Genomic DNA, 13,390 nt, shown 5'->3' on the forward strand with positions numbered 1-13,390 from the left:
TCGGAAAGATAATAAGGTGTTTTGTGAAGTGAATCGCAATTTTTTTCGTCTTCTCTCCATTATTAATGAGTTAATTGTTGATGACTAGAAGAAAAAAACTTCTCTGATCAATAAATCAATCAAAGAAGTTTTTTTCTTCATGTAATGCCACGTACAGAGGTACTAATTCTTGAAGCACCTGACAGCTTTTTTCTTCAATCGTTTCAAGCTTTTCCGTCGCAAACCACAACTTACCGATCTGAAATGAGCGATTGTCTATCCGCTCTTCTAGAATTTTCCGTTGTTTTTCATCTGCTAAATAATCTTTTAAAGGCAAATGGTCCACTAGTTCATGCTCCTCCTGCGGCCAAATATAATAGCCTTCGCAGTCGATGGTTTGACTCCAAGCTTCTAAACGATTAAGCAATTGATTGTAAGCGCCGACTGAGCCTGCCCGCTCCTCACTTTTGTAATGTTGAAACATCAAATATACTTGAAATTGCTTTTTATTTAATAACAACGCCAGACAAGCATTTTCCGCTTGGCGTTGCTCACTGCGATACGCAGCCCAGAAATGACTGCGTAAATTCCAGCCGTTGGTCCAGCTTTCGATTTTCGGCTTAGTGATGCCGAGTTCAGCTGGTAAACTTTGGGCGATGACGAGGTTTAAGGCTTTCCACTTTTCCCAATGTTGCTTGTAGGTTTGCTTTAAGGCATCGATTTCTGCTGGTGTTTGTTGCTCTTTGAGTTGTTTGAATGTGAAGATTTCACGGTTGAATAGGTTGAAGTCTTGATGGGTTAGGTTCATTTTTGGGCTTCTTTCTGGGGTGTATTTTGTTAAAATTATTTATTATATCATGATGTAATTTTTGATGATATATAAAACAGATAGTGTATAGAGACGATTGGGAACAGTGTTAGTGTAATGAAATACCCCAACTTTTTCAATAAAAAATGGCATCTTTATTGAAAAGATGCCATTTTTTATTGATTAAATTATCCTTCTTGTATAATCGTTTCTTTTAGCTTTATATATTCCATTAAATTAAAAACCGCCACTTATATTGCTTCTTAAGTTTCCACAAACAACGCCACTTCCAGCGCCAACAAGTCCACTTCCTTATCAAAATCCAACAGCACTAGCTGTTCAATTTTCTCCAATCGTTGTAACAAAGTATTGCGATGAATAAAGAGCTTTTTGGCTGTTTGAGACAAGTTTCGTTTTGATTGAAAATAGACATTCAGTGTATGGACAAAGTCGGTATGTTGCTGTTGATCACTTTTCTGTAATGGTTGAAGATATTTTTTTCTTAGAGTTGCTTGTCCTTCTGCTAAAAAATAACGTTGCAATGTCTGTCTAAGATGAAAATTCGCGTAGGAAGCAATCCTCATTTCAGGTTTTTCTACAACGAATTGGCGTTGAAAGGCTAAAACGTCAATCGCTTGTTGATAAGATTCATGAATCTGGGTCAGACCTTGAATCTTAGGTCCTATTGTTAGGAAAAGTTCCACATCTTCTTGTACTTTCATTAACTGATTTATGCTACTTTGTGCTAGGCGTTGCATCATTTTCAGATAATCGCCTTCTTTTTCAGGTGGATCTTCAACTAATAAGACAAAGGAACTGTCAATTTCAATACAAACAATTTTTTGTTTATCCCCTAAGATAACTTGGTTTAACTGGTTACCTAAAATAGACATTCTTTCTTGCCTTTGGCGTTCATTTAAGGTTAATGAAATTAGCAAAATCGCATAGGGCTTATCTATTGCCAAGCGATAATACTGTTGAAATTGTTGGAAAACAGCTGGGTCCCTCTTTTCATGCGCAATCAGCTTAAAAAATAATTCGTTTCGTTGTTGGTATTCTTCAAATTTCCGTGAGTATTCCAACTGCAATTGTAAAAGTAAGTAATGAGCTGTGATTTTAAAATGCGCCACGTCGACTGGTCGTAATGGGGCCAAGGTGTTCCAGACGAGTAAATAATATAAAATAACATTTTTCTTTTTAATTGGATAAATTTCAATTGGCACCACTTGGTTCTGGAGTTTCAACTGTAAATGAATCGGTTCTTGATAAAAGCGTAATAATGGATGACTTTGTTCAAGTAATTGTTTTTGGAACTCTGAGGTTTCTTGTCTATCTTCCAAAATGCTAGAAATACGAATTGGATTTTTAGGCAAGTCAAAAAAATTAACTCCTTCAAAATGGTCGTTTAATAATAAGACAGGATTTTGAATGGTTTCTGCTAGATCTTGCAGCAAATGAAAACTGCTACTTCCCGTTTCTAAGATTTGATAAATTTTATTATGCAATGCAGTTTCTTGCGCATTCATGTCAAATTGTTCTAACGTGACACGACTTTTCAACACGTCAGCAATTTGCGAAAAGGTGTAATTGTAAGGAATTGCCAAAATAGGTACATTCATTTCATCTGCTAATTTGATTAGGTCTGGTGGAACTTCTTCAAAATAACGTTGGGTTTTAAATCCCAAGGCAGCACAATGGTGTTTGGCTAGTTCTTTCAAAAAATTTTTCTGTAATTTCCGATCATCTTTAAATATGTACCCTGTCGTTAACAGTAGCTCACCTGCTGTTAACCAATCTAAAATATCAGGATTTTCTAAAATATTGACTTTTAAAATCGGTTGGTCCTGATTTTTATGTCCTGCTACTAAGGTAATGCCAGGTAATTCTTCTAACGTTAATAAATCACTCACTTTTAACATCATTTATCCTCCCAATGTACAAATTGTCCATTCAAACTTGTAAATCACTGTCATTTTTAGCAATTGTTTAGCCTGCTGGATTCTTTTATTATGAAGTCGTGAAAGCGCTATAAAAAAGGAGGTCGTTGGAATGACAAAAATTTTAGCTTATGACCAAACGATTTTATCGAAACTCCCTCATCAAACATTGACTAGTTTGCAATGTTTTACGCACGCTATTAATTATGGTCATGTAGACACCCAAGAAATTCTCTTGACCATTTCAACGCATCCCGAACATATAGCACCTAACACGATTATACTCGATGAAAAAAAACTTAGCCATTTCGCTGATTTACCTGTCCAAATTGAGCCCCTGTTTATCCGGTTAGGCCGACGACACTTAACCCTAGCCGATGCCCAAATTTGGCAACCAACGCCACTTTATTTAACACCCAGTAAAACAAAAATAGCTATTTTTTTAACGTATATTCAGCAAACTCGTTTCAATCCTTGGCAAGCGCTTTTTCCTGCTTCGCCGTCAACCTTTCTTTTTGATTCTTATAGTCGGACCCAGATTCAAAAAGAAATGATTTATTTTCAACAAGCTTGGGCGCAAAAATCTTTTAAAATAGCTCTTGATTGTTTAACGAAGATTTTGGGATTGGGGATTGGTTTAACTCCCACTGGCGATGATTTTATCACAGGATTACTTGCTAGTTTTTCTGCATTACAGCAACTTCCCTCGAAATTCCAACAGCTGGCTGTGCTAGCCAAGGAACGAACGAATGCGGTCAGTTATGCGGAAATCCATGAAGCAGTGAACGAGCGATTTTCTCAACTAGTTCAGCGTGTTTTTTTATCAATTGAAAGTGGAAATACAAATGAAATGGCTCAAGCGGTTTCGGCTTTAGAGGAGGTGGGCTCAACTTCAGGAAGCGACATACTTTGCGGCATTATTTTTGGTTTAAAACTATTTTGTGAGGAGAATAATCATGACAATTCAAACAGTAATTAAAGAGAACGCCTATTTTGATTCAGTTACTTTAATGACCATTTCAACACGAGCCAATGAACTGGCTGGAGTTAAAACTGCAATGATTGGGATGGGAACCGACATGAATCTTGAAGTGATTCGGAATGTTGGTTTATATACACCCGCCTTGGATCATGTTACAACGGGTGATTTATTAATTGTTTTAGATCTTGATGACCAAGCGAACTCAGAAGAAATTTTACAGCAAGTCGACGAGTTATTTACGAAGAAAAAGACAACCGCTGCTTCTGAAGTAACCTATAAGACGTTAGATTCAGCCCTTCATGAAGAGCCTGATGCCAACTTAGTTGTAATTTCTGTCAATGGAAAATTTGCTGCACGAGAAGCGCATAAAGCTTTAGATCAGCAAAAACACGTCATGCTCTTTAGTGATAACGTGACGGTTGACGAGGAATTAGCGTTAAAACAAAAAGCACACGAAAAAGAACTGTTTGTGATGGGCCCTGATTGTGGAACAGCGATTATTAATGGCGTTGGGTTATGTTTTGCTAACGAGGTACGTTCAGGAGATATTGGAATTGTCGGCGCGTCTGGTACTGGTAGCCAAGAAGTTAGTGTTCAAATCCATAAATATGGTTATGGGATTTCACAATTAATTGGTACTGGTGGCCGTGATTTGTCTGCTGAAATTGGTGGGCTGATGATGCTTGACGGGCTGGATGCTTTAATGGCTGACGAACAAACTAAGGCAATTTTGCTTATTTCTAAACCGCCTGCTCCAGAAGTCACAGAGAAAATTTTAAAAAAATTAGCTGTTTCAACTAAACCAGTTGTTATTTATTTTATCGGCAGTGAACAAACGGAACGAAAAATAGACAACGTCACTTTTGCTACTTCTTCTCTGGATGCAGTTCAAAAGGTGATTCAATTTAGTCAAACACAGGAAGCGGAAACCAGCCTCTATCAAAATCCGACAGACGCAACGTTAACAGCCATCCAACAACAACAAGCCCCTTCTCAAAAATTTGTTCGTGGGTTGTTCTGTGGTGGCACTCTTTGTGATGAACTTTTATATGCTTTAACAGAAGTCTCTGATGATGTTTATAGTAATATTCATAAAATTCCTGAACGACAATTAGCAAATCCTGACCACAGCCAAGCACATACATTGATTGATTTCGGTGATGATCGTTTCACAGAAGGCCGCCCACATCCAATGATCGATCCGACTTCTCGGATTACTCGCATTCTTCAAGAAGCCAAAGATCCTGAAGTGGCAGTTTTAGCGTTAGATTTTGAATTAGGTTATGGTTCTCACGAAAATCCTGTTGGCGTGTTAGCGGAGGCGTTAAAGGAAGCCAAAGCAATAGCAAAAGCAGATGGTCGTGAGTTAGCCATTATTGGCTATGTTTTAGGGACCGAAGAAGATCCACAAGATATTCATGAACAGCGGAAAATTTTAGAAGATTTAGAGGTTCTCGTTGTCGACAGCAGTCATCAACTTTGCGAAGCCACCAAAACTTTTGTAAAAGGAGCGAACGAACATGAGCAGAAATGATCTTTTTAACCAGCCTTTAGATACGATCAATGTAGGCATTGACTTTATTCATGAAGATATGAAAAAACAAGGGATTCCTTCACATCAAGTAAATTGGGCACCGCCAGCCAATGGTGACCCAGAGCTATTGAAATTATTGGATCAATTAAAAAGTCCAACACTTTATGAAAAAATCCAACAAGCCAACGAAGAAGCGGTTACCCGCATTATTCAATCAAAACCTATTTTAGTGGGATTTGATAAAGCAATTAATGTCATGCCCAAGATGACTGAAACGACCATTTTACATGCTGGGCCGCCCATTACTTATGAAAATATGTGTGGACCGATGAAAGGTGCCGTTCAAGGAGCGCTTGTTTTTGAAGGACTAGCAAAAGATCTAGCTGATGCCGATCGCGTTGCTCGTTCTGGCGCGATTACGTTTTCGCCTTGTCATGAACATGATGCCGTTGGTTCTATGGCCGGCGTGACTTCTCCGAATATGTACGTTCATATTATCAAAAATGAAACGTACGGCAACACGGCTTTTACTAATTTAAGTGAACAATTGGCGAAAGTTTTACGATTTGGTGCAAATGATCAATCCGTCGTGGATCGTCTGATTTGGATGCGCGATGTTTTAGGTCCATTACTTCATGATGCCATGACTTTTTGTCCAGAAGGCATTGATTTACGCTTAATGCTTTCGCAAGCCTTGCATATGGGCGATGAGTGCCATAATCGCAATGTAGCTGGAAGTACGTTGTTAGTCCAAGCATTAACGCCTTACATGGTTCAAACTGATTTTTCTCGTGAACAATTAAAAGAAGTATTTGAATTTCTTGGCAGTTCTGACTATTTTTCTGGTCCAACTTGGATGGGCGCCGCTAAATGTGCGTTAGATGCTGGGCATAATGTGGAGAATAGTACAATTGTCACCACCATGTGTCGCAATGGGGTCGAATTTGGGATTCGTGTCAGTGGAATTGGTGGAAATCACTGGTTTACAGGGCCTGCCCAACGGGTGATTGGTCCAATGTTTGCCGGTTACACACAAGAAGATGCTGGTTTGGATATGGGCGATAGTGCTATTACAGAAACGTATGGTGTTGGCGGATTTGCCATGGCAGCTGCACCAGCAATTGTCCCGTTAGTTGGCGGAACAGTGGCAGAAGCATTGAATTATTCAAAAGAAATGCTGGAAATTACTACGAAAGAAAATCCTAATGTCACGATTCCTGTTTTAGATTTTATGGGGATTCCTTCAGGTATTGATGTCTTAAAAGTCTTAGAAACAGGGATGCTGCCTGTCATTAATACTGCTATTGCTCATAAAGAACCGGGGATCGGTATGATTGGCGCTGGTTTGACTAATCCGCCAGCAAATGTCTTTAACGAGGCACTAAAAGCTTTAGTAGCTACAATAAACTAATTTCAAAAACTTAGTAAAATGTCATTTTTTTGGAGCGATCATATGAAAAATAAATCGATCAATTACAAAGCCGTTTTAGCTCTTGGTGTAAAAATTTTTTTGGGAATGTTCCTGTATTGGATCATGAATGGCTTTCGACATGTATCTAACTTTTTCCCTTACAATGACGTAGTTACCAAAGTAAACCAGCAGGGGTTTTACAAATTTATCTATTTTGTTATGAACTTCACGGAAGGTGAATTTTACGGCGGACTTTTTACAACGCTTTTCTTACTAATCGGCGGTCTGATTGCTTGGCAACTTTATCGAAAAAATTCAAAATGGCAGGGATTTGCAATTGCTGGTGGTTCTGGTATTTGGCCTTGGGTACTTGCTTCTCAGCTACTTTCCCTCTTTTTAACTATTTATGTTTTTGATTTTACACGCTTTTTTACAAAAGAAGTGTTGTGGTTACCAACGTTTATTGTGGTTGTCGGCACGCCGCCAGCTTTAACACTCGTTTACGGTCCTGGCTGGAAAAAATTAGGAACGATTTCTCTGTTGAGTGCGCTTTTCACCTTTCCGTTTGCCAATTGGCTGAATGCGCAATTGATGCCCCTTTTAAATGTACCTGGGACAGTTTCCAACGTTACCACAATGGCTTTTGTTGGCTGGATTGTTTCAGCCATTTGTCATCAACTGCCTTGGATGGTTCCTTCTGTTGCACCAATCGCTCAGAAGCGGCAAAAACAACCTAAAATTGAAAATACGCAAACCTTTCAATGGTCAATACGACGCACTTTTGCTGACTTTTCCGAAGCTTGGTTTTATGGAAATGAGTTAGTTGGAGGTTTGGTAATTCTAGGCGTTTTAACAGATTGGTTTGTCAATATTAATCATATTACAAATGGTTCTGGCTTAGTTCCTGACATTTTAATGGGACAGATGATTGCTTCGGCTGTTGGTGTTTTTCTTTATCGAAAACATTTCGCTGAAGAAGGTTGGTATCCAACGTTTATGCCACTGGTCAGTATTGTTCCTGGTGTGATTTTAATGATGGGTGGTGGCTTTTGGCTTTCCCTGACCATCGCCGTTTTAGCAGGAATCAGTGCGGCCCCTGTCGGTAACTATATTGCTAAACGATTACCTCCCTTTGTTCCTGGTGCTGTCGGCTTTGTATCTGGAATGGCTGTTGTAACTATTTTATTGTCAGCCGTTTTGCATACATTTGATATTTTTGTATAGTGAATAAAAAGAAGCGAATGACGATTCGCTTCTTTTTTTAATTGACCAATCCCCTTTTTATCCGTATTCTTAAGCAAAAGGAGGTTTTGCCATGTACTCCATGTTAAAACGTGTGATAACAGAAAAGGATTTGCTTCGGCAAATTCGTTTGTTGGAACAGTTATTAAATGTTCCCCAGCTGACAGCCAAGCGTTTAGCCACGCAAATCCAGACGACAGAGCGAACCGTTTTTTCGGATTTGCAGTATATTCGCAGTCAATTACCCGCCGACTGGTCCATTGAAACCGATAGCAGTGGTATTCGGTTACGCAATCAGGGGAATGCGCAAACCAACGAGCTTTGGTCATTATTTTTACCTCAATCCATTAGTATTCAGCTATTAAAAGAGCTACTATTTACGAAAGAGTTGGTGACAACTTCTTTTTTGAGCACTAGTGGTATTTCTTATGAAACTTTGAAGCGACATATCAAGAAAATGAATCAGGCCTTACGTGATTTTCATTTAACGATTCAGCTAACCACAACCACCATTCAGCTGATCGGGGCAGAAAGCAATATTCGGATTTTTTATCATCGTTTGTTGGTGCCTTTTACTCACAATAATTATTTTTTTGACGATTATTCTATTCATGAGGAGCATTATTTCCAATTTTTAAAACAAGTTTACAGTAGTGAGTTGACGGTGGAAACGGAAGAAATTTTTGGCGCTTGTTGGTTTTTTCTTAACACGATTCGCAACAAAGCCAACTGCCGAGTGAGTCAATTTTCTTTTGACTCAAAAGATGTCTTATTTCAACTTTATCAACCGTCCTTGGCAAAGCTTTATGCTTCTGAAGGCATCTATTTGCAAGGAGAGGAAAGTTTTTTCGCCTTCTTTTGTTTCTTAGAAAGCTGGAATTACGATAATGTCTATGGCAAAACGTTGGCTTCTGCGCTCCACACTCATTACAGTCAGCTGCGAAAGTCGTTACAGCAGTTTGTCACTAATTTTTCCACTGAAGAAGCCCGACCTGATTTAATCCAAACAAATTTATTAGATAATCTGTTATTGTTATTCATTAAATATACCGAGTCCCCAACACTTTCTGAGCAATTTCAATTGGAATATCAAGAATTAATGACCGAACAAGCCGCGGAGGACCTTGCGTTATCAAAGAGCAACCAAGAACTTTTGGAGATTTTATCTCGCTACACCACGATTGAAGAACCAACTTATTTTCTTAGTTTGGCTTCTTTGTTAGAAAAACAAGCCATTTATTCCATTCAGGCGCAAACGATGACCGCCTATTTCCTCTTTCAAGGGGAACCTGCTTGGAAAGCTTTTTTGCAACAAGAATTAGCCGCTTATTTAGGTACTCGCGTGAAATTACAAGCTATTGAATATGTGGAACTAAGCCAGTTGACGTTAAATGAAGCCGACATAATTATTTCCAATTTCCCCTTGGATCATCTTGATCTTCCTGTCTTTTATCTCTCTTTAATTCCCACAAAAAATGAACTCCGCCGACTAGCAGAGCTCACTCTTCATTCTTATTTTTAAAGGAACTAGCGAGGACATTCGCTAGTTTTTTGGCTTTCTTTCGTCATGAATCGTTTGGTTATATATTTTTCCCCTTCGACAAGGAAGAACAGACTCACAACATGGACGAAAATCATTGCTAATTGAAGGCCATTTAAAGAAGTTGTGCCAATTAATTGCTGCGCTACTGGCAAGTAGACCACTAGTGCTTGTAGTAAAAAGAGGATTCCTAATGAAGCAAACAACACTTTATTTTGGAAAAAGCCTGTGCTTAACGACGGATCAACCAACTTACGACAGTTTATCATATACGCTGCTTGTGCTAAGACGATACTTTGTAAGAGGAACGTTTGCTGTAAGGCTTGTCCCTCGAATTGTAACGCCATGAGGTAACCTGGTACCATAATGAGTACCGACACATAGACGATTCTAAAAATACTGTACTTTGTTAAAATGCCTTCATTGACATCTCTTGGTGGTCGTTTCATGGTATCAGCACTCGCTTTTTCAAAACCTAATGCATAAGACAAAGTAATCGTAGTTACCATGTTTACCCATAATATCTGGACAGGTGTCAACGGGAGAGGATGATTCATTAAAAGCGCCCAGACAACAATTAAGCCTTGTGCCAAAGAGGTTGGCAAGAAGAAGGTAATCGTCTTTTTCAAGTTATCAAAAATGCGGCGCCCTTCTTTCACAGCTTTAGCAATCGTATGGAAATTATCATCTGCCAAAACCATATCTGCGGCTTGTTTTGTTACTTCACTTCCTTTAATTCCCATGGCAATTCCAACATCGGCTTTCTTTAATGCTGGCGCATCGTTCACACCATCGCCGGTCATGCCGACAATTTCGCCATTGTTTTGTAACGCCGTGACAATTCGTAATTTATGTTCTGGCGTCGTTCGTGCAAACACATCGACTTTTTGAACGTGCTTGGCTAATTCTTCATCTGACATAGCATCAATTTCTAGTCCTTCAAGGACTTTTTTCGTATGTTTTAAACCGACCTGCTCGCCAATGGCTTGCGCTGTATCTTTATGGTCTCCGGTAATCATTTTGACGGAAATACCTGCTTCTTGAGATTCTTTGACGGCTTGAATGGCACTTTCTTTTGGCGGATCGATGATGCCTGCCAGTCCAGCAAACGTCAATCCTGACAATGTTTCATGTGTCAGTTCCTGTTGTGACGTAACTGTCTTATAGGCAAAACCTAATACTCGTTGTCCTTTTTGCGCTAATTGCGCAGCTTGTGCTTGCCAAGCACCTTTTTGATTATCAGATAACGTAGAAAGTTGTAACAATACTTCTGGTGCACCTTTGACATAAATAATTGAACCTTCTGCTTGCGGATGGCGAGTGGCCATGTATTTGTAACTTGAACTAAACGGAATTTTCTTTTCTACAGGGCGTAAAGACAGTTGATCCTGATCGATATATTGTAGTAAAGCTAACTCGGTAGGATTCCCTTGCAAGTCGGCGATTTTTTGTTGGTCTTGTAATTTCAATTCTTGACAGTTGGCCATAATCTCTTTGACAATGGTCATTTCTTCAGTCACTACATCCATTACCGTCATTTCATTTTTAGTTAGCGTTCCCGTTTTATCTGAACAGATAACTGTCATTGAACCTAATGTTTCAACGGAAGGCATGCCTTTAATAATCGCATTTTCTCTAGCCATCTCATGAACACCCATCGATAAAATCATCGTTAACACAGCAGGTAAGCCTTCTGGAATCATTGCTACAATTAATGCAATCATCGCAGAAAATAAGAGGCTCCATTCCATGCCATGACGAAAAGTGGTAAAGAAAATCAGAAACACGATCAAGACCATAATCCCTTGGAAAATTTGCTTGTTTAATTGGTGCATTTTCCGTACGAGCGGCGTTGTTTTTTGAGCTACTGACTGCAACGCGTGATTAATTTTTCCAACTTCAGTGGAATCTCCTGTTTCTACTACAACGCCTAAGGCTGAGCCCGCTTGGACAAGTGTTCCTGAAAAAGCCAAATTCTTTTGATCGCCTGTTGGCAATTCTTCATTTAAGGAACCAGTAATTTTCTCCACGGCTTCTGATTCGCCTGTCAAAATTGATTCTTCAATCATCAGATTATGAACATCAAATAAGCGCAAATCTGCTGGGACTACATCGCCAGCTTGTAACGTGACTACATCTCCCAGAACCAATGTTTCAGAAGAAACGGTTGTTTTTTGTCCATCAATTAGAACGACTGCCTCTTGGCCCATCATCTGTTTCAGGCCGTCTAATGATTCTTCTGCTTTACGCTCTTGCCAATAACCGACAAAGCCATTGACAAGTACCACTAGAAAAATGATACTTCCTTCGACCACTTCGCCTGTGGCAAATTTTAGAATTGCGGCAGCGAGTAAGACCACCATTAGTAAATCTGTAAAATGTTTGGCTAGCTTTTGCCACGTTTTCAGTTGTTGTTTTTCTTCAATTTTATTTGGACCATTCGTTTGTAAACGTTGCTGACGTTCTTCGCTAGAAAGACCCGTTTGCTTCGTCTTAGTCTGCTCGATTACTTTTGTTGAGGAAAGTTGATACCATTTCATTTCGTGTACCTCCTATTTACTTGATACCTTTATTATAGAGAGGATTTTCTTCATAAAATGGTCGATAATTTCAGTGGCCCCTGAAAAAAATGGGGCCGAGATTATTAAAAGAAAGGAACAACCCGCATTTTAGCTGGTTGTTCCTTTCTTTTAAATATTCTCTTGTTCGACAACCAATTGGCTTTTGCCAATTAACGCTTTGACATCAATAATTTCACCATTTTTACGTCGGTCTGCTAACTCAACTGAGGTGGTAAACAACAAGTCACTAGAAGAGTTCAACGCTGTTTCAATGGAATCTTGGACTACGCCGACGATAAAGCCAACGCCGACGACTTGCATGGCAATGTCATTGGAAATGCCAAATAAACTACATGCAAGCGGAATTAACAACAAGGAGCCACCAGCAATTCCTGAAGCCCCACAAGCAGAAACAGCGGCGATGATACTCAACAATAGCGCTAAATAGATTGGCACGGACATGCCTAATGTGTGGACTGCTGCCAATGTCATAATAGTAATCGTAATGGCTGCGCCGCCCATATTAATCGTTGCGCCCAGCGGAATAGAGACCGCATAAGATTCTTCATTTAAATCCATTGCTTTCGCCAATTCCATATTAATGGGAATATTGGCCGCGGAACTACGTGTAAAGAATGCGGGAATCGCACTTTCCTTTAATACAAAAAAGACTAACGGATACGGATTTTGTCGAATATTCCAAAAGACAATCGCTGGATAAACGACTAAAGCAACCACGGCCATCGTACCAATTAACAATAATAATAACTGACCATACTTGGCTAACCCTGCAATGCCTGTTGTTGCCACCGAATGAAACACCAGGCCCAGAATTCCAATTGGCGCAATGCCGATAATCATTTGAACGACCGTGGTAATTCCTGTTGAAAGGTTGGCAATCACATCCTTGGTAGCGACCGAACTTTGGCGTAACCCAATGCCGATTAATGAGGACCAAAATAAAACAGATAAATAATTGCCTTCAATCATCGCTTGAATCGGATTTTGGACAACGCTTGTTAACACATTGCTTAAAACATCGCTAAGTTGCGTTGGAGCTGCTTGCGCTTCCTGCGCCGCCTCCAAGACAATCTTAACGGGAAACAGATAGCTTGCCGTCACGGCAACAACAGCTGCCAAAAATGTCGCTAACAGATACACAACTAAAATTGATCCCACATATGTTTTCGCCCCAGCCTTTTGTTGGGCTAGCGACGCAATAATTAAGACAAAAACTAAAATCGGCGCAATTGCTTTTAAGGCACCCACAAACAATTCACCAAGAACGCTGATGAAGGTCCATTCAGGCACCAAGAAACCCAAGGTGGTTCCAATCACAATCCCTATCATGATTTTTTGAATTAACGATAATTTCCGAATCGCTTTGACCATTCAC

Annotated in this window: 9 protein-coding genes; 5 read left to right on the top strand and 4 right to left on the bottom strand. The window is 39.5% G+C overall.

Annotated features, from left to right (window positions below; genetic code table 11):
• Positions 1-115: 115 nt before the first annotated feature.
• Together IGL49_RS10720 and IGL49_RS10725 are read right to left on the bottom strand one after the other, a co-directional pair.
• Positions 116-787, bottom strand: coding sequence for a glucose-6-phosphate 1-dehydrogenase family protein (locus tag IGL49_RS10720; protein ID WP_104855365.1), 672 nt, complete (start codon positions 785-787; stop codon positions 116-118).
• 263 nt (positions 788-1,050) lie between these two features.
• Entirely contained in the window at positions 1,051-2,709 is a 1,659-nt protein-coding gene (locus IGL49_RS10725) for a PucR family transcriptional regulator (protein WP_164982926.1), read from the bottom strand.
• A 127-nt stretch (positions 2,710-2,836) separates the two neighbouring features.
• Here IGL49_RS10725 and IGL49_RS10730 point away from each other — a divergent pair, with 127 nt between their 5' ends.
• The 5 genes from IGL49_RS10730 to IGL49_RS10750 all read left to right on the top strand — a co-directional run bounded on the left by IGL49_RS10730 (position 2,837) and on the right by IGL49_RS10750 (position 9,415).
• Positions 2,837-3,703 (top strand): DUF2877 domain-containing protein, encoded by an 867-nt coding sequence (locus tag IGL49_RS10730; protein WP_104855173.1) that lies wholly within the window; start codon positions 2,837-2,839, stop codon positions 3,701-3,703.
• The gene (gene fdrA, locus IGL49_RS10735) at positions 3,681-5,240 is read left to right on the top strand and encodes an acyl-CoA synthetase FdrA (protein ID WP_104855174.1); all 1,560 of its coding nucleotides are present in this window, start codon (positions 3,681-3,683) and stop codon (positions 5,238-5,240) included. Before IGL49_RS10730 ends, fdrA begins: the two co-directional genes overlap by 23 nt.
• The gene (locus IGL49_RS10740; RefSeq protein WP_104855175.1) at positions 5,227-6,651 is read left to right on the top strand and encodes a DUF1116 domain-containing protein; all 1,425 of its coding nucleotides are present in this window, start codon (positions 5,227-5,229) and stop codon (positions 6,649-6,651) included. The genes fdrA and IGL49_RS10740 overlap by 14 nt, the downstream gene beginning before the upstream one ends.
• A gap of 42 nt (positions 6,652-6,693) precedes the next feature.
• Positions 6,694-7,875: a hypothetical protein gene (locus IGL49_RS10745; RefSeq protein ID WP_104855176.1), complete on the top strand. Its 1,182-nt coding sequence runs from the start codon at positions 6,694-6,696 to the stop codon at positions 7,873-7,875.
• A 100-nt stretch (positions 7,876-7,975) separates the two neighbouring features.
• Positions 7,976-9,415, top strand: coding sequence for a helix-turn-helix domain-containing protein (locus IGL49_RS10750; RefSeq protein WP_174128038.1), 1,440 nt, complete (start codon positions 7,976-7,978; stop codon positions 9,413-9,415).
• Positions 9,416-9,420: 5 nt separating this feature from the next.
• On the opposite strand, the gene IGL49_RS10755 is transcribed toward IGL49_RS10750, so the two are convergent.
• Both IGL49_RS10755 and sstT read right to left on the bottom strand, forming a co-directional pair.
• A complete protein-coding gene (locus IGL49_RS10755; RefSeq protein WP_104855178.1) occupies positions 9,421-11,973 on the bottom strand; it encodes a cation-transporting P-type ATPase in 2,553 nt (850 codons plus the stop codon).
• 150 nt (positions 11,974-12,123) lie between these two features.
• The gene (gene sstT, locus IGL49_RS10760; protein WP_002355037.1) at positions 12,124-13,386 is read right to left on the bottom strand and encodes a serine/threonine transporter SstT; all 1,263 of its coding nucleotides are present in this window, start codon (positions 13,384-13,386) and stop codon (positions 12,124-12,126) included.
• Positions 13,387-13,390 lie beyond the last annotated feature (4 nt).

The sequence above is a fragment of the Enterococcus sp. DIV1337a genome (assembly GCF_051712285.1).
GTDB classification, from domain to species: Bacteria; Bacillota; Bacilli; order Lactobacillales; family Enterococcaceae; genus Enterococcus; species Enterococcus faecalis.

Bases quoted from the DNA above. Each gene is read 5' to 3' on its own strand.
- IGL49_RS10720 (WP_104855365.1), bottom strand. From the start codon at position 787: ATGAACCTAACCCATCAAGACTTCAACCTATTCAACCGTGAAATCTTC.
- IGL49_RS10725 (WP_164982926.1), bottom strand. From the start codon at position 2,709: ATGATGTTAAAAGTGAGTGATTTATTAACGTTAGAAGAATTACCTGGC.
- IGL49_RS10730 (WP_104855173.1), top strand. From the start codon at position 2,837: ATGACAAAAATTTTAGCTTATGACCAAACGATTTTATCGAAACTCCCT.
- fdrA (WP_104855174.1), top strand. From the start codon at position 3,681: ATGACAATTCAAACAGTAATTAAAGAGAACGCCTATTTTGATTCAGTT.
- IGL49_RS10740 (WP_104855175.1), top strand. From the start codon at position 5,227: ATGAGCAGAAATGATCTTTTTAACCAGCCTTTAGATACGATCAATGTA.
- IGL49_RS10745 (WP_104855176.1), top strand. From the start codon at position 6,694: ATGAAAAATAAATCGATCAATTACAAAGCCGTTTTAGCTCTTGGTGTA.
- IGL49_RS10750 (WP_174128038.1), top strand. From the start codon at position 7,976: ATGTTAAAACGTGTGATAACAGAAAAGGATTTGCTTCGGCAAATTCGT.
- IGL49_RS10755 (WP_104855178.1), bottom strand. From the start codon at position 11,973: ATGAAATGGTATCAACTTTCCTCAACAAAAGTAATCGAGCAGACTAAG.
- sstT (WP_002355037.1), bottom strand. From the start codon at position 13,386: ATGGTCAAAGCGATTCGGAAATTATCGTTAATTCAAAAAATCATGATA.